Raw genomic sequence first — 17,637 nt, forward strand, 5'->3', positions numbered from 1 at the left:
GGAAGACCGACTCCGAACCGGAAGGAAATCGTACGAACGGGTGGTTGCCGGACGACTCACCCGGCGACCGCTCGCCGTGCGCCGGTGGCGGGCTCACCCTGTGGCGCATGGCGAAATGCGAAGTTTGCGGCAATGACTACGGAATGACCTTCGAGGTCCACGCACAGGGCGCGGTGCACGTTTTCGACTGCTTCTCCTGTGCGATCCACCGGATGGCCCCCATCTGCGAGCACTGCCGGGTGCAGATCATCGGCCAGGGCGTGGAGGCCGACGGCCGGTTCTACTGCGGGGCCCACTGCGCCCGCGCCGAGGGGAAGGTGGGAATTGTCGACCGGGTGTGACCCGGTACCCGCCTGAATGCACCCCACGGCCCGGATGTACCGTCGTGGGGTGCACCGCTACCGCTTCCTGTTGTCCCGCCAGTGGGTGATCCTCAGCATCGTCGCGATCGCACTGATCCCGACGATGATCAGGCTGGGCTTCTGGCAGAAGCACCGGTACGAGGAGCGCACCGCGCGCAACGACCTGGTCTCCTCGGCGCTGCACGCCAAGCCGGTCCCGGTCGAGCGGCTGACCTCTCCCCGGCACACGGTTACCCGCACCGAGAAGTACCGCACGGTCACCGCGACCGGCACCTTCGAAACCGCCAGGGAGGTCGTGGTCCGGCGCCGGACCAATTCCGACGGCGAGGTCGGCTTCCATGTGCTCACCCCGCTCGTCCTCACGGACGGCAGGGTCCTCCTCGTCAACCGTGGCTGGATCCCGGCGGACGGCGTCCAGACGGCCTTCCCGAAGATCCCCGCCCCGCCGTCCGGCCGCACCACCATCACGGGGCGGCTGATGGCCGACGAGACGACCGCGGCGAGCGGAATCAAGAACGTCAAGGGCCTGCCCGACCGGCAGCTCATGCTGATCAACAGCACGGAGGAGGCGCACCGGCTCGGCGCGCAGGTGCTCGGCGGCTATGTCGAGCAGACGGCGCCCACGCCCAAGGGCGGCCCGGAGCAGATCTCCGACCCCGGCAGCGAGGACGCCCCGCTGAACTACGCGTACATGATCCAGTGGTGGCTGTTCGCCGCGGGCGTCCCGGTCGGCTGGTGGTTCCTGGTCCGGCGGGAGATCCGCGACCGGGAGGAGGCCACGGCGGCTGTGCAGCCGGAGGAGAGCGCACCGGCCACGGTCTGACCGGGCACCAGGGAAAGCGTCACGGGAAGCATCGCGCGGGTTACGTCACTCCCCCGGCGCACCACCTGATTGGCTCTCTGGCCCGCCGGGAAACCGGATCCCGTGAACCCGCGCATCGCGGACTACGCACTCATCGGTGACGAGCAGACCGCGGCGCTGGTCGGCAAGAACGGCTCGATCGACTGGCTGTGCCTGCCCCGCTTCGACTCCGGCGCCTGCTTCGCCCGGCTGCTGGGCGACGAGGACCACGGCTACTGGCGGATCGCCCCGAAGGGAGCGGACACCTGCTCGCGCCGCGCCTACCGGCCCGACACCCTCGTCCTCGACACCGAGTGGGAGACCCCGGACGGCACGGTCCGGGTCACCGACCTGATGCCGCAGCGCGACCGCGCCCCCGACGTCGTACGCATCGTCGAAGGCGTCAGCGGCCGGGTCACCGTCCGCAGCACCCTCCGGCTGCGCTTCGACTACGGCTCGATCATGCCGTGGATGCGCCGCGCGGACGGGCACCGGGTGGCCGTCGCGGGCCCGGACTCGGTCTGGCTGCGCTCCGAGCCGTCCGTGCACACCTGGGGCGAGGACTTCGGCACCCACTCCGAGTTCACCGTCGCCGAGGGCGAGCGGGTCGCGTTCGTGCTCACCTGGCATCCCTCGCACGAGGAGCGCCCGCCGCTCAACGACCCCTTCGAGGGCCTGGAGTGCAGCGTCGCCGACTGGCAGGGCTGGAGTCGGCAGTGCCGTTACCGGGGGCCCCACCGGGACCTGGTCGTCCGCTCCCTGATCACCCTCAAGGCCCTCACCTACATCCCGACCGGCGGGATCGTCGCCGCGGCGACCACCTCGCTGCCGGAGAAGCCGGGCGGGGTGCGCAACTGGGACTACCGGTACTGCTGGCTGCGCGACTCCACCCTCACCCTCGGCGCGCTGCTCAACGCCGGCTACCACGACGAGGCCTCGGCCTGGCGCGACTGGCTGCTGCGCGCGGTCGCGGGCGACCCGGCCGACCTGCAGATCATGTACGGCGTCGCGGGCGAGCGGCGGCTGCCGGAGATGGAGCTGTCCTGGCTGCCCGGCTTCGCCGAGTCCGCCCCCGTACGCATCGGCAACGGCGCGGTCGAGCAGCTCCAGCTCGACGTGTACGGCGAGGTGATGGACTCGCTCGCCCTGGCCCGCAACGCGGGTCTGTCCCCGCGGCCCCACATGTGGGCGATGCAGCGCGCCCTCATGCAGTTCCTGGAGTCGGCGTGGCGGCAGCCGGACGAGGGCCTGTGGGAGGTGCGCGGCGGCCGGCAGCAGTTCGTGCACTCCAAGGTGATGGTGTGGGTGGCCGCCGACCGGGCCGTGAAGACCCTGGAGCAGTACAAGGACCTCAAGGGCGACCTGGAGGGCTGGCGCAGATTCCGCGACGAGGTCCACCAGGAGGTGTGCGAGAAGGGCTACGACCACGAGCGCAACACCTTCACCCAGTACTACGGCTCCCACGAACTCGACGCGTCGCTGCTGCTCATCCCGCGCGTCGGCTTCCTGCCGCCCGACGACCCCCGGGTGGTCGGCACGGTCGACGCGATCCGTCACACCCTCGGCCACGGTGGCTTCCTGCGCCGCTACGACACCGAGGACTCGGTGATCGACGGGCTGCCGGGCGGCGAGGGCGCCTTCCTGGCCTGCTCGTTCTGGCTGGCCGACGCCCTGCATCTGACCGGCCGGAAGGACGAGGCGCGGGAGCTGTTCGGCCGGCTGGTGGGCCTGGTCAACGACGTGGGGCTGCTGGCCGAGGAGTACGACCCGGTCGACGGCCGCCATCTGGGCAACTTCCCGCAGGCCTTCAGCCACATCGCGCTGGTGAACACCGCCCTCACACTGTTCGGGGACGACCGGGCAGGATAGGGGCCATGGATCTTGGACTGAAGGACCGGGTGTACGTCGTCACCGGGGCGACCCGCGGGCTGGGCAACGCCGCCGCGCGGGAACTCGTCGCGGACGGGGCGAAGGTCGTGATCAGCGGCCGGGACGAGAAGCGGGTGGCCGATGCCGCCGCCGAACTGGGCCCGAACGCGGTGGGCGTGGGCGTGGACAACGCCGACCCCGAGGCACCGGAGCGGCTGATCGCGGCCGCGCGTGAGCACTTCGGGGGCTTCCACGGCGTCCTGGTGAGCGTGGGCGGGCCGGCGCCGGGGTTCGTCGCGGACAACACCGACGACCAGTGGCGCGCCGCGTTCGAGTCGGTGTTCCTCGGTGCGGTCCGGCTCGCTCGCGCGGCGGCGGCCGAGCTGGAGCCGGGCGGCGTCATCGGATTCGTGCTGTCCGCGTCGGTGCACGAGCCGATTCCGGGGCTGACCATCTCCAACGGGCTGCGGCCCGGGCTCGCCGGGTTCGCCAAGTCCCTCGCGGACGAGCTGGGGCCACGCGGGATCCGGGTGCTGGGGCTGCTGCCGTCGCGCATCGACACCGACCGCGTGCGCGAGCTGGACGCCTTGTCGGCGGATCCCGAGGCCACCCGGACCGCGAACGAGGCCCGGATTCCGTTGCGGAGGTATGGGACTCCGGCGGAGTTCGGGAAGGTGGCGGCGTTTCTGCTGTCTCCGGCCGCGTCGTATCTGAGTGGGGTCATGTTGCCCGTGGACGGGGGCATGCGGCACGGGTTCTGAACAACATCGCCGTTCGCGGTCAAGTGACCCTTTCCGCGCGGTGCTTGACCGACCCGAGCCGCACTTCCGCCGGAAGCGCAGGCAAGCGGGCCGACCGGCGGGCGCGGGTCAGGGCCTTGGCGGTGAACTCGTTCAGGGCCGTTGCCGGGTCCACGTGCGGCTCCAGTTGGAGCCACACCCTTGCCGCGGGCGCCGTACGGCGGCCCCGCAGCAGGATCTCCGCGTGCGCCACGCCCTCCTGCTGTACGACGTCCTGGGCGAGGGCCGACTCCAGGGCCCTGGCGCGCAGGAGGGCGGACTCTTCGTCGCCGGTGTCGATCAGGATCTCGGTCAGCCGGCGGCGGCGCAGGACCGTCGTGAGCCACCACAGGGCGAGCAGGACGACGAGGGCCAGGGCGGCGAGGACCGCCGGCCACCACCAGCCGGCGGACCGCCAGTGGGTGCGCTCGGCCCGCGTGAGCAGGACGTCGTGCGGGCCGGTGTGGATCCACCAGGAGGGCGGCGGCGCCCCCAGGCCGACGGCCAGCACCGCGCCGCCGAGCGCGAGCAGAAGCAGGCCGACGAGGGCCAGCAGGACGCGGTTGAGGCCGCCGGCGCGCATCGCCGTCACCCCTTCCGTCCGGGCCGGGCCACCCGCAAGGACAGTGTGGGCGGCCGGGCCAGGCCGAGGCCCTGGATCGCGTCCGTGAGCACGGTGTCCAGGTCGGCGCGTACCTCGTCGAGATCACGGAAGTGCGAGACGGCACGGACGTCGGCCTTCGTGCGGCGCATCCGCACCCGGACCGACCGGACGCCGGAGATGTCCATGGCCCGGTCGCGGAGCAGGAGCGCCGCAGCGTCCCGCCGGAGTGCGGCGCGGACATCGGGGTGCGGGCGCCGCATGGACAGCAGCCCGCGCAGGCCGGGTGTGACCGCGAGGACGATCAGCCACAGGCCGAGTGCGACGGCGACGGCCGCGCCGGTCAGCACCCAGATGCCGTCCAGGGGCCGTTCGGCCAGTTGCCGGGCGAGTGCGCGGCGCCAGTGCATCGCGGGGTGGTGGGCGCGCACGGCGGCGATGTCGTACAACAGCAGGCCCGCGCCGGCCAGCAGCAGGAGCGCGACGACGGCGGCCGGAACGCGGCGCGGGGACCAGAAGCGGCCGCTGCCCTCGGCGGGTGCGGGCGGGGTGGTGCCGGGGTCCTTGTCGAGGGTCGGTGCAGTCGACTGGGGTTCGCTCATCACGCCCTCCCGTGCGGTGCCGGGTGCAGCCGTTCGACCTGGACGGCGACCTCGGGCACCGCCATGTCCACCAACGCGCCTACCCGCTCGGCGACATGACGACGCACGGCGGCGCAGTGGGCGCCGATGTCGCAGGGGTAGCCGAGTTCGAGATACAGGCTCACGCGGGCCGTCTCCTGGTGGACGACGACCGTGGCGTGCGGGGCGGCCGCGTCGGCGGGCAGCGGGGGCAGCGCCTCACGGGCGGCCTGCGCGGCGATCTTCGCCACGACCCGGTCGGCGATCCGGGTGGCGCCGCGCTCGCCCGGCGGCACGAGGGCCGACGGCGGGCGCACCGCGCCGGACTCGGCACTCACCGTCGGTCACCGCCGCCGTTCGCGCCGGCCGTCGCGGGTGCGGAAGAAGTCACCCAGTTCCAGGTCGCCCTCGGCGAACCGGCCGACGACGAACCCGAGCGCACCCAGCGCCGCCACCAGCAGAAAGGCACCGAAGCCGCCGAAGTACCCGGCGAAGCCCAGCGCCATTCCGGCGATCATGCCGACCACGGCCATGCTCATGCCTCGCTCCTCAGCTCGTCGGGAGTGCGGTGTCGGGTCGCCGGGGCCTCACTGGATCCGGGGCGGCTCGGGCTCCTCGTCCTCTTCCTCGGGCAACTTGACATCGCTGACGGCGATGTTGACCTCGACCACCTCAAGTCCGGTCATGCGTTCCACGGCGGCGATCACATTCTCCCGCACGGCGCGGGCGACATCGGCGATCGAGACGCCGTAGTCCACGACGATCTCCAGGTCCAGCGCCGTCTGCACCTCACCGACCTCGGCCTTCACGCCCCGGGTGACCGACCTGGAGCCGCCGGGCACCCGGTCGCGCACGGCGCCCAGGGTGCGGGCCAGGCCGCTGCCCAGGGCGTGCACGCCGACCACGTCCCGGGCGGCCAGAGCGGCGATCTTCTCCACGACGCCGTCGGCGATGGTCGTCCGTCCGCGGGCCGCGGGATCACCACCGCCGCGCCGGGTCGTCTTGCGGGTCGAGACCTGCGGCTCGTGTTCGCCCTCGGGGGTCGTCGTCATGTCGGTCATCGCGGTACGTCCCTTTCGGTCGTCCCCTTCGATCGTCCTCCGCCCACCGTAAGCAAGGTTCCCCGACCGCGCCCCGGTGATACGGCAGGCTGGAGGAATGACGGCTGACCGGTGGACACAGGTGGTCCGGCGCCAGGTCGGGCTGGGACGGCTGCTGCCGCTCGGCGGGCCGCGCGACGGCGTGTGGATCGCGGAGGGCGCTGCCGCGGCGGTACTGGAACGCGCGGCGGCGGAGGGGATGCCCGGGGTGCGGCTCGGCACCCCGCGGCTCGCGCTCGCCGATCCGGAGGCGGTCCACGAGCCCGTCGTACCGGCGCCGCCGAGTGCGCTGCCGCCGGGCCCGCTGCGGCTGACGGTGGACTTCGCCGCGACGGCCACCGAGCCGCTGCCGGCCGTCGCGTCCGAGCTACGGCTGGCACTGGCGACGGCCGCGGTGGAGCGGCTCGGGCTCGCGGTGACGGAGGTGGACCTGCGGGTCACCGACCTGCTCGCGGCGGCGGAGCCGCCCGCGGAGGTGCGGGCACCGCGGCCGGTGCCCGCGCGGGAGCCCTCGGACCCGGACGAGATCCGGGTGGCCGCGGCCGCGCTGTCCGTCCCCGGTGTGACCGGGCTGACGGGTTCCCTCGGCGGTGTGGGCCGGGCGGTGCACCTGGAGGAGCGCACAGCCGGTACGGCGCTACCGCACCGGCACGCGCGCGTGGAGCTGACGACGAGCACCGACCGCCGGGCCATCGACGTGGCTCGGCAGGTCCGCACGGCCGTGAGGGATGCGCTGGAGGACCGGCCGACGGTGGCCGTGCTGGTGACGGCGGTCGGCTGAGCGGCCCGCTCGCGCAGGGTGCCTCACCGGCGCAGGCTCATTCCCCGAGGCCGGCCAGCTCCCGAAGGCGCCGTGCCTGAGCGGCACGCTCGGCCGCCCGCTGCGCCTCGTAGTCGCGGCCCAGCGCCCCGCGCAGCAACGCCTTGGTCTCCACGACGGCGTCCCGCGGCGCAGCCAGCAGCGCGGCCGCCAAGTCCTGCACCGCCGCATCGAGTTCGGCTGCCGGCACGGCGACGTTGGCCAGCCCGGACGCCACCGACTCCGCGGCGCCGACGAACCGTCCGGTCGCGCAGATCTCGAGCGCGCGGGCGTAGCCGACCAGACCGACCAGCGGGTACGTGCCGGTCAGGTCGGGGACCAGGCCGAGGCTGGTCTCGCGCATGGCGAACTGCACGTCGTCCGCGACGACCCGCAGATCGCACGCGAGCGCGAGCTGGAAGCCGGCCCCGATGGCATGTCCTTGGACAGCGGCGATGGACACGATGTCGTTCCGCCGCCACCAGGTGAAAGCCTCCTGGAACTCGGCGATGCTCTCGTCGAGCCCGGCGTCGTCACGGCGCGCGAGTTCGATGAAGGTCGCCTCGCCCGGGATCCCCTCCGGGGTGAACATCTGCCGGTCCAGCCCGGCGGAGAAGGACCTGCCCTCGCCGCGCAGCACCACGACACGGACGGAGCCCGGCAGCAGCCGGCCGGCCTCGGTGAGCGCGCGCCACAGAGCGGGGCTCTGCGCATTGCGCTTGGCCGGGTTGGTCAGCGTCACCGTGGCGAGCGCGTCGTCGATGGTGAGCCGTACGCCGTCCTTGTCGAGTACAGGAGCGAGGTCCTGGTCGGGCGAAGCCATGGGGCGCCTCCGATGGGTGCGGTCATCCGGGCATGCCTACGGCATGCTCAAGTGACTGCACAGTAACCACCCAGCTGAGCTGGGGGTCCCCCCGGGCCCCATAAGAGCCCAGGGGGAGGCCGACCGGGTGGCCCACCATCGAAGCCGATGGCCGCCCGGCGTCAGGTCGATGCGGCCTTCTTGCCCCGGGTCGCTCCGCCACGCCCACGAAGCGTGACGCCCGACTCACTGAGCATCCGGTGTACGAAGCCATACGAGCGGCCGGTCTCCTCGGCCAGCGCCCGGATGCTCGCACCGGAGTCGTACTTCTTCTTCAGGTCTGCCGCGAGCTTGTCGCGCGCGGCGCCGGTCACCCGGCTGCCCTTCTTCAGAGTCTCGGCCACCCGTGCCTCCTCATGGGAAGTGCGCTCTGGTCCCCTCATGATCACCCCTCTTGGGCCTGATGGCCACCCATTCGGCAAGGTCCGTGAGACATCGTTGTGACGACAGGAGTCGATCCCCACAAGCGGAATCAAGGATTCCATGGGGTGGTGTCGAGGGGGCCGAACGGGTGGATTCGCGAAGTGCCAGGTCAGGGACGCGCGGCGGCCGATCCCTTGGTACGCAAGGGATCGGCCGGGAATTCCGTGTACGACACACCTCGATACGAGGAGATCTCACACAGATGATGGATCACGGATGAGCCGAATGATCCATACGCAGTGGATCACGCCAGGGCGACGAGATCCGCGTAGTCGGAGCCCCACAGATCCTCGACACCGTCGGGCAGCAGGATGATCCGCTCCGGCTGGAGCGCCTCGACCGCGCCCTCGTCGTGGGTGACGAGGACGACCGCGCCCTTGTAGGTGCGCAGGGCGCCGAGGATCTCCTCGCGGCTCGCGGGGTCGAGGTTGTTGGTCGGCTCGTCGAGGAGCAGCACGTTCGCCGCGGAGACGACCAGGGTGGCCAGGGCGAGCCGGGTCTTCTCGCCGCCCGAGAGCACGCCGGCCGGCTTGTCCACGTCGTCGCCGGAGAAGAGGAACGAGCCCAGCACCTTGCGGACCTCTACGAGGTCCATGTCGGGGGCGGCCGAGCGCATGTTCTCCAGCACCGTGCGGTCGGCGTCCAGGGTCTCGTGCTCCTGGGCGTAGTAGCCGAGCTTGAGGCCGTGGCCGGGGACGACCTCACCGGTGTCGGGCTTCTCGACGCCGGCGAGCAGGCGCAGCAGCGTGGTCTTGCCCGCGCCGTTGAGGCCGAGGATGACGACCCGCGAGCCCTTGTCGATGGCGAGGTCGACGTCGGTGAAGATCTCCAGCGAGCCGTACGACTTCGACAGGCCCTCCGCCATCAGCGGGGTCTTGCCGCAGGGCGCGGGCTCCGGGAAGCGGAGCTTGGCGACCTTGTCGGACATCCGGACCTCTTCGAGGCCGGAGAGCAGCTTCTCGGCCCGGCGGGCCATGTTCTGCGCGGCGACCGTCTTGGTGGCCTTGGCGCGCATCTTGTCGGCCTGGGCGTTGAGGGCGGCGGCCTTCTTCTCGGCGTTGGCCCGCTCCCGCCTGCGGCGCTTCTCGTCGGCCTCGCGCTGCTGCTGGTAGAGCTTCCAGCCCATGTTGTAGATGTCGATCGTGGACCGGTTGGCGTCCAGGTAGAACACCTTGTTGACCACGGTGTCGACCAGATCGACGTCGTGGGAGATCACGATGAAGCCGCCGCGGTAGGTCTTCAGGTAGTCCCGCAGCCAGATGATCGAGTCCGCGTCGAGGTGGTTGGTCGGCTCGTCGAGGAGCAGGGTGTCCGCGTCCGAGAAGAGGATGCGGGCCAGCTCGATACGGCGGCGCTGACCGCCGGAGAGGGTGTGCAGCGGCTGGCCGAGGACGCGGTCGGGCAGGTTCAGCGCGGCGGCGATGGTGGCGGCCTCGGCCTCGGCGGCGTACCCGCCCTTGGTGAGGAACTCGGTCTCCTGGCGCTCGTACTGCTTGAGGGCCTTCTCGCGGGTGGCGCCCTTGCCGGTGGCGATGCGCTCCTCGTTCTCGCGCATCTTGCGGATCAGTACGTCGAGGCCGCGCGCGGACAGGACGCGGTCGCGGGCGAGGACGTCCAGGTCGCCGGTGCGGGGGTCCTGCGGGAGGTAGCCGACCTCGCCGGAGCGGGTGATCTGGCCGGCGGCCGGGATGCCCTCGCCCGCGAGGCACTTGGTGAGGGTGGTCTTGCCGGCGCCGTTGCGGCCGACGAGGCCGATGCGGTCGCCCTTGGCGACACGGAAGGTGGCGTTCTCGATGAGGACGCGCGCACCGGCGCGCAGCTCGATACCGGAGGCGGAGATCAAGGACAGACTCCAGGGCGTACAGGGGTTGGCGGGTGGGCGGCTGAGGACGTTCCCGCCGTCTAATGCGCGAGGAGAATGGCCATGGGGGAAAGTCTAACGGGGCCATGCAAGCGGTTTTTCTACGTCCGCGCGTTCGGTCCGCGCTGCGGAGATCGTCGCGGAAGATCGTTGCCGAGCGGTGTGCTGACCGGGACGATCCGCCCGAGGCCGTTTGGGAGCGGGCGCAGCTCTCGCCGGCGGGCAGGCCGATGGCGAGGAGGCCATCGCCGAGGATCCGCAGAACGCGTGCGGGTACGCCACTCCCCGCCGGGCAGGCTCGGCGGACCGCCCGCAGTGCGTCGGCGGTGGGGCCGGGCCGACGGCAGAGGGCCGAGGGGCACGTTTCGCTGAGGCGTTGTCAGTGGTGGCTGCAAGACTGAACGAGACGCCACAGAACCGACGCACGAAGGAGTGATCGGCATGGCAGGCACCGGCGGCGGACGGCCGAGCCTCTACCCCACGCTGCTGTACGGGGACGCGAAGGCGGCGATGAGACAGCTCACGGAGGCCCTCGGCTTCACCGAGCTGTCGGTGTACGAGACGGAGGGCGGCAAGGTGATGCACGCCGAGCTGGTCCAGGGCAACGGCGCGGTGATGATCGGCTCCAAGGGCCGGGGCGGCCTCTTCGACGCGGCGATGAAGGACGCCGGGCCCGCCGGGGTGTACGTCGTCGTGGACGACGTGGACGCCCACCACCAGCGGGCCCTGGAGCACGGCGTGGAGATCCTGATGCCCCCGACGGACCAGGACTACGGCTCGCGGGACTACATGGCCCGGGACATCGAGGGCAACATCTGGAGCTTCGGGACGTACGCCCCCGAGATCGGCGCCTGAGCGACCCCCGCGCCGCTCATCCTCCGGTGTGCACCTGGAAGGCGGCCCGGCGCACGGCCTTGGCCAGGGCCGGGTCGGGATGCGCGGCGGCGAGCGCGACCAGGACCTGCACGGTGCGTGGGTGCCCGACGGCGCGGACCTCGTCGAGCAGCTGGGGGACGGTGGGCTGCACCGCGGACTCCAGGTGCCGGACCAGCATCGGCGACTCGCCGTGGTCGGCGACGGCGGCGGCCGTGTCCACCCACAGCCAGGTCGCCTCCTCCCTGGTGAGGACCTCGTGGGCGTCCTCCGGGTCGATCCCGTCGTGCTCGGCGAGCCACAGCAGGGCGTAGGGCCGCAGGGCCGACTCCTCCACGACGGCGCGTACGTCGGGCTCGGCGGGGGCGCCGACGACGCGCAGCGCCTCGAAGGCCAGGCCGCGCAGCAGCGCGTCATCGCCGCGCGCGGCGTGGATCAGCTCGGTGATGGCATCGCCGACGGTGCGGGCGGCGAGCCAGGCGCGGTATTCGGCGCGGGCGGCGTTGGGGCGGAGCTGGGCGCAGCCGCGGAGCATGTCCTCGGCGGACTGCTCGATATTGCCGGCCGGGCTCTGCGCGGCCACGCAGATCTGCTCCAGCTTGACCCACACCGCCCAGCTGCCCAGCGGGGTGAGGGTGGCCTGGCCGTCGCCGTAGGTCAGCGCGCCGACCGAGGCGAGGGCCCGCAGCGCCCAGTCGAGGAGGGGTTCGAGCGGGGTGTCGCCGGTGGGCGCGGCGTCTTCCGGGACGGCGGCCGCGAGTTCCGCCGGGCTCGGGGAATCGGCGGCCGGGCGCGCGTGTCTGGGCTCGGACGGCCGCTGCGCCCCCGGCGGGGCGGGCTGTGCGGACCGGGGCTCGGACGGCGGCCTGGCCGCCGGCACGGTCGGCCGCGCGGGCCCGGGCCCGGCCGGCTGCTGGGTGCCGGGCTCGTAGGGCACCTCGCAGCGCTCGGTGCGCAGTTCGGTGACCCGCTGCTGGAGCAGGTCGAGGAGCTGCTCGACCGGGACGGGCCCGGCGGACAGCTGGAGGAAGGAGAGCACTTGAGGCATGGCCGAGACGACCTCGGCGACGGCGGCCGGCTCGTGCCCCTCGGGTTCCGGGGAGGCGAGCGACCAGGCGTCGAAGAGGGCGACCCAGCCGCGCAGTACGGCGCTGTCGTCACGGTCCCAGGCGCGCAGCCGCCAGCCGGGGCGCGCGCTGTCGCCGTGCACCTCTACGAGTCCGGCGAGGCGTGCGGTGTCCCAGTCGGTGCGGATCTGCGTGACGCTCAGGCCCAGGTCGGCGGCGGCGCGCCGGGCGGTGGCGTCGGACAGGGTGGCCTTGCCGTCGGCGGTGGCAGCGTCGCTGCCGGGGCCGAGTGCGGCGTCGGCCCAGCGGGCGACCCGGACCGGGCCGGCCAGTCCGGTGCGGGCGATTCCGGCCAGTTCCGCGGGGGCGGGGGTGCCCTCCGGCGGCCGGGGTGCGGGGCGGCGCGGGCGCCGCTGGTTCACAGCTCTGGGGGCGGCGGCCAGGGGTCGCGGTCGGACGAGTCGGAGCCTGGAGTCGCGCGGGATACGGGACGTCACGGGTGCAGTCTTCCGGTTGACGGTCCGAAAACCCAAACGGAATGTCACGGCGGGCGACGGGGCTGGCCAAGGCACGGGGTTCGGACCGGGGCGAGGAGGGTGATCAGGCCAGTCGTGCGGCCTCGGTACGCATGAAACGGAATGCCCGGCGCCGGGACTTCGGGCACCTGCGTGAGGGCCGGGGAGCGCCCTCATACCAGCGAGGTCAGGAAGCGGCGCAGCCGCTCCTCGTACTCCTTCGGGTCGGCGTTCCACATCGCCGCGTGCGGGGCCTGCGGGACGGTGTGCAGGGCGACCAGATCCGGACGGCGGCGGGCGAGCCGGCGGGAGAACTCCCAGGGGGCCACCTGGTCGTCGGGCCCGTGGAAGATCAGGGTCGGTACGGTGAGCACGTCGGAGTCGGTGATCTCGGGGACCCGGTCGACGTACAGGCCGGCCCGGCCCTGGGCGGCGCGCACCGCGAGCGGCAGCAGCGGCTGCGGGATGCGGCGGGCCCGGGCGAGGGCGCGCAGCGTGGCCTCCCAGCTGAGCACCGGCGAGTCGAGGACCAGTCCGGCGATGCGCTCGCGCACCGGGGAGTGCTCGGCGGCGCGCAGGGCCATCGTGGCGCCGGTGGACCAGCCGAGCAGGACGACCCGGCGGGCGCCGCGGCGGACGGCGTGGCGGATCGCCGCGTCCAGGTCGCGCCACTCGGTCTCGCCGAGGTGGCTCAGGCCGTCCGGCGGGCGGGGAGCGCCGAGGTCGCCCCGGTAGGCGAGCGCGAGGACCGGCACCCGGCTGGCGTGCAGGGGGGCCATGAGGTTCATGGCCTGTTCCCGCGTGGTGCCGAGGCCGTGCACGGCGATCACCCAGGTGTCCCGGGCCCCGGGCACGAACCAGGCGGGCAGCTCGCCGAGTTCGCCGGGCACGTCGATGTCGGTGTGGTCGAGGCCGAGGGCGGTGCCGGGATCGCCGACGTACAGGTTCGGGGTGAGCCACACCGGGTCGCCGGGGGCGAGGGTGCCGTGGGTGACGCGTTCCAGGCGGCGTACGACGGTGTCGGCCGCGTGCGGGGCCGCCTCCAGGACGGGGCCGACTACCGCGTGCGAGCCGTCGCCGGCGAGGCCGTAGGTGCCGGGGCGCAGCGAGGCCAGGTCGCGGGTGAGGGTGATCTGGCCGGCGGCGGTGCTGTGCACGGTGAGGCGGGGTTCGGTGGGCAGGGGGCGGCCCGCGGGCGCCTTCAGAGCGGCGTCGCTGGCGATCCGGCCGGCGGCGACGGACGCCGCGCCGGCGGCGAGGACCGCGGTCAGTGCGGTGGCGGTCGCTTTGACTGGGCGCACGCGTCCAGTGTCGTGGGGGTTGGACCTGCCGGCCAGTGGAAAGGCGGGGCGGCGAGGAGCGCCGGGGTGCGGTGGGTTCGGCACCTCCCCCACTGCCTTGAGGGCGCACGCCCAGCACCTGCGTGGTGGCTGAGCGCCGCGGCGGACACCAGGGACGAGAAAGCGCCGGAGCGAAGGGCTGGGCAGCACGGGGTCACCTCCGTTGGCCGTACCCCTTCAAGCGTTCCCCGACCTCCGCCAGTTGTGCCTCCGTCAGCAGGGACGGGGTCAGGCCCGGTACCGAGGACGCCGTCAGCCACAGGCGGCACATCCACTCCAGTTGGGCGGTGCGGTCGTAGGCCTGGTCGAGGGTGGTGCCGTAGGTGATCGTGCCGTGGTTCTGCAGGAGGCAGCCGGAGCGGTCGGTCAGGGCGCGGAGCATGTTGTCGGCGAGTTCGTCGGTGCCGTAGGTGGCGTAGGGGGCGACCCGGACGGGGCCGCCCAGGGCTGCCGCCATGTAGTGGACGAGCGGGAGCTCCGGCACGAGCGTGGAGAGCGCCGTCGCGTGCACGGCGTGGGTGTGGACGATCGCGCGGGCGTCGGTGGTGCGGTAGACGGCGAGGTGCATGGGCAGTTCGCTGGTCGGCACCAGCGTGCCGAGCACCTGGCGTCCGGTGAGGTCGACGCCGGTGATGTCGTCCGGGGTGAGCCGGTCGTACGGCACGCCCGACGGGGTGACCAGGACGAGGTCGCCCACGCGCGCCGAGACGTTCCCGGAGGTGCCGACCACCAGCCCGTCGGCCACCGTCCGCCGCGCCGTCGCGACCAGTTCCGTCCAGATCCGTTGCTGTTCCGCGTCCCGCCGCTGTTCAGCCATGCCGCGATCCTGCCAGCCTGGCCCACGGAGAGGGGCACGGACGGTCGCCTCCGGCCGGAAGCGCATGCCCCCGATCGGGCGAAAGTCCTGGTGAATCGCCGCGGGGAGGCGCTGATTCGGCGATCAGCGGACCTTCAATGGTCCCCCTTGCCCACCGGAGGTTCTCTCGTCCGCCGACCCGGGGAGACACATGGCCAGCAAACGCACCCTTCTCCGTCACAGCGCCGGTGCCCTCGCGGCGACCATGGCGGCGCTCGCCCTCACGGGCACCGCGTCCGCGGCTGCCGGACCTTCGGCACCGGCCGCCTCGGGCCTGCCCCGGGGACACGACGTCTCGTCCCACCAGAAGCCCGTCGACTGGGCGACCGCCCGGTCGACGGGCGCGCGGTTCGTCTACGTCAAGGCGACCGAGTCCACGGACTACCGCAACCCGTACTTCTCCCAGCAGTACGAGGGCGCGCACGAGGCGGGCCTGTACCGGGGCGCGTACCACTTCGCCCGGCCGGACAGGTCCTCCGGCGCCCGGCAGGCCGCGTACTTCGTGCGGAACGGCGGGGCCTGGGTGGCGGACGGCCGGACCCTGCCGCCCGCGCTGGACATCGAGGACAACCCGTACAGCAGGAAGGACGAGTGCTACGGACTGGACGGGACGCAGATGGTCCGCTGGATCCAGTCCTTCAGCGACGAGATCGAGCTGGAGACCGGCCGCCGCCCGGTGATCTACACGACGACCGAGTGGTGGCGGCTCTGCACCGGCAACAGCCACGCCTTCGCCGGGAGCCACGCCCTGTGGATCGCCCGGCACGGCACCTCGCGGCCGGGGCCGCTGCCGGGTGGTTGGCAGCACTGGATGTTCTGGCAGTTCGACGCGGACGGCCGACTGCCGGGTGACCAGAATCTCTTCAACGGGTCCACGAGCCGACTGCGGGCCTTCGCCCGGGGCTGGTAGTCAAGGGGCGCCTGGGCCGCCGGAGCCGAGCGGAACCTCGAACCCCCTCTTCAGACACCCTGGCGCCCGCCGCAGTTCACCTTCCGTTCACTCAGGTTGCCTACGGTCGTCCAGCCAATGACCTCGAACGATTGCCTGGGTAAATGGAAAGCTTCTCGCTGATCCTCGCGATAGTGGTAGTAACCGCTCTCGCGTTCGATTTCACGAACGGTTTCCACGACACCGCCAACGCGATGGCGACCGCCATCTCGACAGGCGCCCTGAAGCCCAAGATCGCGGTGGCCATGTCCGCCGCCCTCAATCTGGTGGGCGCCTTCCTCTCCGTGGAGGTCGCCAACACGATCTCCAAGGGTCTCGTCGACGAGACCGGCATCCGTCCCGAGGTCATCTTCGCCGCCCTGGTCGGCGCGATCCTCTGGAACCTGCTGACCTGGCTGGTGGGCCTGCCCTCCAGCTCCTCGCACGCCCTGATGGGCGGTCTGATCGGCGCCACCGTCGCCTCGGCCGGCTTCGGCGCGGTGCACGGTGACGTCCTGGTCACCAAGGTGCTGCTCCCCGCGGTCGCCGCCCCGATCGTGGCGGGCGTCGCCTCGATGCTGGCCACCCGCTTCTCCTACGGCATCGGCGGCAAGGCCGAGGGCGAGGCCACCCGCAAGGGCTACCGCGCCGGCCAGATCGCCTCCGCCGGCCTGGTCTCCCTCGCCCACGGCACCAACGACGCCCAGAAGACGATGGGCATCATCACCCTGGCGCTGATCGCGGGCGGCGCCATCGCCCCGGGCTCGAACCCTCCCACCTGGGTCATCCTCTCCGCGGGCCTGGCCATCGCGCTCGGCACCTACATCGGCGGCTGGCGGATCATCCGCACCATGGGCAAGGGCCTGACCGACCTGGAGCCGCGCCAGGGCTTCGCCGCCCAGACCAGCGCCGCGACCGCCATCCTGGCCTCCTCGCACCTGGGCTTCTCCCTCTCCACCACGCATGTCGTCTCCGGCTCGGTGATGGGCGCGGGCCTCGGCCGCAAGGGCGGGGTGGTCCGGTGGTCCACCGCGACCCGCATGGTCGTCGCCTGGGTGCTCACCCTCCCGGCCGCCGCGCTGGTCGGCGCGGGCGCCGAGTCCGTCACGGACCTGGGTGACTGGGGCACCGCAGTCGTCGCCGTCTTCCTGGTCGCCGCGAGCGCCACGATCTGGAAGATCTCCCGCCGCGAGGTCGTCGACCACACCAACGTCGTCGACGTGCCCGAGGAGCCGGCCGGCGTGGTGACCGCCGCCATCGCCGCGGTGACCCCGCCCCCGGCGGGCACGATCACCGAGGACCTGACGGCCACGATCCTCTCCCCGGCCGCCGCTGAGGCCGCGCCCGAGGCCGCCCCGCCGGCCGCCACCGTCTGACCCCGGCCACACCGGTAACCAAGGAAGCAACCCCATGAAGATCGACTGGTCGGCCCTCGGCTCCGTCTTCGGCGTCAGCCTCGTGTTCACGGTGGGCCTGGTGGCCCTGTTCACCCTCGGCGTCAACGGTCTGGCCCGGCGCGAGAAGGCCGCGGCCCAGGGCAACTCCGCCGCCCTCGCCGTCACCGGCGCCTACCTCTGCTTCGCCGCCTGTGCCGCGGCGGTGTCGTACGGCATCTACCTCATCGTCTCCAAGTCCTGACCGAGCGGCACGAACCGGGCAGTCCGAAGGCTCCTCTCCGTCCCTGACGGAGAGGAGCCTTCGCCATGCCCAGGGGTCACGGGTGCCCCACGATGTGGGGATCGGCACACTCTCCCCGCGCAGGTCAACGGCAAGTTGACGGCCGTTCGGAGCGCGTGGTGGACTGCCCAGGCCATGTACGGCGGCAGGAGAGGAAGCCGGTGCGAATCCGGCGCGGTCCCGCCACTGTCACCGGGGAAGAACCCCCGGGAGCCAGGAACTCTCACCGCCGAATCTCGTCGAACCAGGGCGCGGACACCCTGA

20 protein-coding genes and 1 riboswitch are annotated in these 17,637 nt (G+C 72.6%); of the genes, 9 read left to right on the forward strand and 11 right to left on the reverse strand.

Annotation, left to right across the window (positions count from 1 at the left end; genetic code table 11):
• Nucleotides 1-107 precede the first annotated feature (107 nt).
• From ACFYOH_RS36415 to ACFYOH_RS36430, 4 genes are all read left to right on the forward strand, one after another.
• Complete coding sequence (locus ACFYOH_RS36415; RefSeq protein WP_055704294.1) at nucleotides 108-341, forward strand: hypothetical protein; 234 nt, start codon at nucleotides 108-110, stop codon at nucleotides 339-341.
• A gap of 16 nt (nucleotides 342-357) precedes the next feature.
• Nucleotides 358-1,185: an SURF1 family protein gene (locus ACFYOH_RS36420; RefSeq protein WP_388634853.1), complete on the forward strand. Its 828-nt coding sequence runs from the start codon at nucleotides 358-360 to the stop codon at nucleotides 1,183-1,185.
• Nucleotides 1,186-1,287: 102 nt separating this feature from the next.
• The gene (locus ACFYOH_RS36425) at nucleotides 1,288-3,072 is read left to right on the forward strand and encodes a glycoside hydrolase family 15 protein (protein WP_388634855.1); all 1,785 of its coding nucleotides are present in this window, start codon (nucleotides 1,288-1,290) and stop codon (nucleotides 3,070-3,072) included.
• A gap of 5 nt (nucleotides 3,073-3,077) precedes the next feature.
• Nucleotides 3,078-3,833 (forward strand): SDR family oxidoreductase, encoded by a 756-nt coding sequence (locus tag ACFYOH_RS36430; RefSeq protein WP_388634857.1) that lies wholly within the window; start codon nucleotides 3,078-3,080, stop codon nucleotides 3,831-3,833.
• 19 nt (nucleotides 3,834-3,852) lie between these two features.
• Here ACFYOH_RS36430 and amaP read toward each other — a convergent pair whose 3' ends face one another.
• Genes amaP through ACFYOH_RS36455 form a run of 5 tightly spaced genes read right to left on the reverse strand, consistent with a single transcriptional unit; the run spans nucleotide 3,853 to nucleotide 6,133 of the window.
• On the reverse strand, nucleotides 3,853-4,434 hold the full coding sequence (gene amaP / locus ACFYOH_RS36435; protein ID WP_388634859.1) for an alkaline shock response membrane anchor protein AmaP: 582 nt from the start codon (nucleotides 4,432-4,434) through the stop codon (nucleotides 3,853-3,855).
• Nucleotides 4,435-4,439: 5 nt separating this feature from the next.
• On the reverse strand, nucleotides 4,440-5,054 hold the full coding sequence (locus tag ACFYOH_RS36440) for a DUF6286 domain-containing protein (protein ID WP_388634861.1): 615 nt from the start codon (nucleotides 5,052-5,054) through the stop codon (nucleotides 4,440-4,442).
• The gene (locus tag ACFYOH_RS36445) at nucleotides 5,054-5,410 is read right to left on the reverse strand and encodes a hypothetical protein (protein ID WP_388634863.1); all 357 of its coding nucleotides are present in this window, start codon (nucleotides 5,408-5,410) and stop codon (nucleotides 5,054-5,056) included. Before ACFYOH_RS36445 ends, ACFYOH_RS36440 begins: the two co-directional genes overlap by 1 nt.
• A gap of 6 nt (nucleotides 5,411-5,416) precedes the next feature.
• Complete coding sequence (locus tag ACFYOH_RS36450) at nucleotides 5,417-5,611, reverse strand: hypothetical protein (RefSeq protein WP_388634865.1); 195 nt, start codon at nucleotides 5,609-5,611, stop codon at nucleotides 5,417-5,419.
• Between the two features lie 48 nt (nucleotides 5,612-5,659).
• Entirely contained in the window at nucleotides 5,660-6,133 is a 474-nt protein-coding gene (locus ACFYOH_RS36455) for an Asp23/Gls24 family envelope stress response protein (RefSeq protein ID WP_388634867.1), read from the reverse strand.
• Between the two features lie 97 nt (nucleotides 6,134-6,230).
• Between ACFYOH_RS36455 and ACFYOH_RS36460 the strand changes: the two genes are divergently transcribed.
• A complete protein-coding gene (locus tag ACFYOH_RS36460; RefSeq protein ID WP_388634869.1) occupies nucleotides 6,231-6,953 on the forward strand; it encodes a nucleopolyhedrovirus P10 family protein in 723 nt (240 codons plus the stop codon).
• 37 nt (nucleotides 6,954-6,990) lie between these two features.
• Here ACFYOH_RS36460 and ACFYOH_RS36465 read toward each other — a convergent pair whose 3' ends face one another.
• From ACFYOH_RS36465 to ACFYOH_RS36475, 3 genes are all read right to left on the reverse strand, one after another.
• Complete coding sequence (locus ACFYOH_RS36465) at nucleotides 6,991-7,794, reverse strand: enoyl-CoA hydratase/isomerase family protein (RefSeq protein ID WP_388634871.1); 804 nt, start codon at nucleotides 7,792-7,794, stop codon at nucleotides 6,991-6,993.
• 161 nt (nucleotides 7,795-7,955) lie between these two features.
• Nucleotides 7,956-8,177 carry a helix-turn-helix domain-containing protein gene (locus ACFYOH_RS36470; protein ID WP_017948860.1) on the reverse strand — a complete coding sequence of 74 codons (222 nt, stop codon included), beginning with the start codon at nucleotides 8,175-8,177 and terminating at the stop codon, nucleotides 7,956-7,958.
• A 323-nt stretch (nucleotides 8,178-8,500) separates the two neighbouring features.
• Nucleotides 8,501-10,099 carry an ABC-F family ATP-binding cassette domain-containing protein gene (locus ACFYOH_RS36475; protein WP_388634873.1) on the reverse strand — a complete coding sequence of 533 codons (1,599 nt, stop codon included), beginning with the start codon at nucleotides 10,097-10,099 and terminating at the stop codon, nucleotides 8,501-8,503.
• A 459-nt stretch (nucleotides 10,100-10,558) separates the two neighbouring features.
• Between ACFYOH_RS36475 and ACFYOH_RS36480 the strand changes: the two genes are divergently transcribed.
• Nucleotides 10,559-10,972 (forward strand): VOC family protein, encoded by a 414-nt coding sequence (locus ACFYOH_RS36480; RefSeq protein ID WP_388634875.1) that lies wholly within the window; start codon nucleotides 10,559-10,561, stop codon nucleotides 10,970-10,972.
• A 16-nt stretch (nucleotides 10,973-10,988) separates the two neighbouring features.
• Here ACFYOH_RS36480 and ACFYOH_RS36485 read toward each other — a convergent pair whose 3' ends face one another.
• The 3 genes from ACFYOH_RS36485 to ACFYOH_RS36495 all read right to left on the reverse strand — a co-directional run bounded on the left by ACFYOH_RS36485 (nucleotide 10,989) and on the right by ACFYOH_RS36495 (nucleotide 14,729).
• On the reverse strand, nucleotides 10,989-12,479 hold the full coding sequence (locus ACFYOH_RS36485; protein WP_388634877.1) for a hypothetical protein: 1,491 nt from the start codon (nucleotides 12,477-12,479) through the stop codon (nucleotides 10,989-10,991).
• 266 nt (nucleotides 12,480-12,745) lie between these two features.
• Nucleotides 12,746-13,873: an alpha/beta hydrolase gene (locus tag ACFYOH_RS36490; RefSeq protein ID WP_388634879.1), complete on the reverse strand. Its 1,128-nt coding sequence runs from the start codon at nucleotides 13,871-13,873 to the stop codon at nucleotides 12,746-12,748.
• Between the two features lie 193 nt (nucleotides 13,874-14,066).
• Complete coding sequence (locus ACFYOH_RS36495; protein WP_388634881.1) at nucleotides 14,067-14,729, reverse strand: class II aldolase/adducin family protein; 663 nt, start codon at nucleotides 14,727-14,729, stop codon at nucleotides 14,067-14,069.
• A 190-nt stretch (nucleotides 14,730-14,919) separates the two neighbouring features.
• Here ACFYOH_RS36495 and ACFYOH_RS36500 point away from each other — a divergent pair, with 190 nt between their 5' ends.
• The 3 genes from ACFYOH_RS36500 (at nucleotide 14,920) to ACFYOH_RS36510 (ending at nucleotide 17,334) form a co-directional block, all read left to right on the forward strand.
• The gene (locus ACFYOH_RS36500; RefSeq protein ID WP_388634883.1) at nucleotides 14,920-15,678 is read left to right on the forward strand and encodes a lysozyme; all 759 of its coding nucleotides are present in this window, start codon (nucleotides 14,920-14,922) and stop codon (nucleotides 15,676-15,678) included.
• A gap of 143 nt (nucleotides 15,679-15,821) precedes the next feature.
• A complete protein-coding gene (locus ACFYOH_RS36505) occupies nucleotides 15,822-17,072 on the forward strand; it encodes an anion permease (RefSeq protein WP_388634885.1) in 1,251 nt (416 codons plus the stop codon).
• Between the two features lie 34 nt (nucleotides 17,073-17,106).
• Nucleotides 17,107-17,334 carry a hypothetical protein gene (locus ACFYOH_RS36510; protein ID WP_388634887.1) on the forward strand — a complete coding sequence of 76 codons (228 nt, stop codon included), beginning with the start codon at nucleotides 17,107-17,109 and terminating at the stop codon, nucleotides 17,332-17,334.
• Between the two features lie 141 nt (nucleotides 17,335-17,475).
• Nucleotides 17,476-17,617, forward strand: a riboswitch (cobalamin riboswitch).
• Nucleotides 17,618-17,637: the final 20 nt, after the last annotated feature.

The sequence above is a fragment of the Streptomyces sp. NPDC007856 genome, assembly GCF_042868225.1.
GTDB lineage: Bacteria > Actinomycetota > Actinomycetes > Streptomycetales > Streptomycetaceae > Streptomyces.

Bases quoted from the DNA above. Each gene is read 5' to 3' on its own strand.
- ACFYOH_RS36430 (WP_388634857.1), top strand. From the start codon at position 3,078: ATGGATCTTGGACTGAAGGACCGGGTGTACGTCGTCACCGGGGCGACC.
- ACFYOH_RS36465 (WP_388634871.1), bottom strand. From the start codon at position 7,794: ATGGCTTCGCCCGACCAGGACCTCGCTCCTGTACTCGACAAGGACGGC.
- ACFYOH_RS36510 (WP_388634887.1), top strand. From the start codon at position 17,107: ATGAAGATCGACTGGTCGGCCCTCGGCTCCGTCTTCGGCGTCAGCCTC.
- ACFYOH_RS36460 (WP_388634869.1), top strand. From the start codon at position 6,231: ATGACGGCTGACCGGTGGACACAGGTGGTCCGGCGCCAGGTCGGGCTG.
- ACFYOH_RS36495 (WP_388634881.1), bottom strand. From the start codon at position 14,729: ATGGCTGAACAGCGGCGGGACGCGGAACAGCAACGGATCTGGACGGAA.
- ACFYOH_RS36480 (WP_388634875.1), top strand. From the start codon at position 10,559: ATGGCAGGCACCGGCGGCGGACGGCCGAGCCTCTACCCCACGCTGCTG.
- ACFYOH_RS36450 (WP_388634865.1), bottom strand. From the start codon at position 5,611: ATGAGCATGGCCGTGGTCGGCATGATCGCCGGAATGGCGCTGGGCTTC.
- amaP (WP_388634859.1), bottom strand. From the start codon at position 4,434: ATGCGCGCCGGCGGCCTCAACCGCGTCCTGCTGGCCCTCGTCGGCCTG.
- ACFYOH_RS36440 (WP_388634861.1), bottom strand. From the start codon at position 5,054: ATGAGCGAACCCCAGTCGACTGCACCGACCCTCGACAAGGACCCCGGC.
- ACFYOH_RS36505 (WP_388634885.1), top strand. From the start codon at position 15,822: ATGGAAAGCTTCTCGCTGATCCTCGCGATAGTGGTAGTAACCGCTCTC.
- ACFYOH_RS36420 (WP_388634853.1), top strand. From the start codon at position 358: ATGCACCCCACGGCCCGGATGTACCGTCGTGGGGTGCACCGCTACCGC.
- ACFYOH_RS36415 (WP_055704294.1), top strand. From the start codon at position 108: ATGGCGAAATGCGAAGTTTGCGGCAATGACTACGGAATGACCTTCGAG.
- ACFYOH_RS36500 (WP_388634883.1), top strand. From the start codon at position 14,920: ATGGCCAGCAAACGCACCCTTCTCCGTCACAGCGCCGGTGCCCTCGCG.
- ACFYOH_RS36455 (WP_388634867.1), bottom strand. From the start codon at position 6,133: ATGACCGACATGACGACGACCCCCGAGGGCGAACACGAGCCGCAGGTC.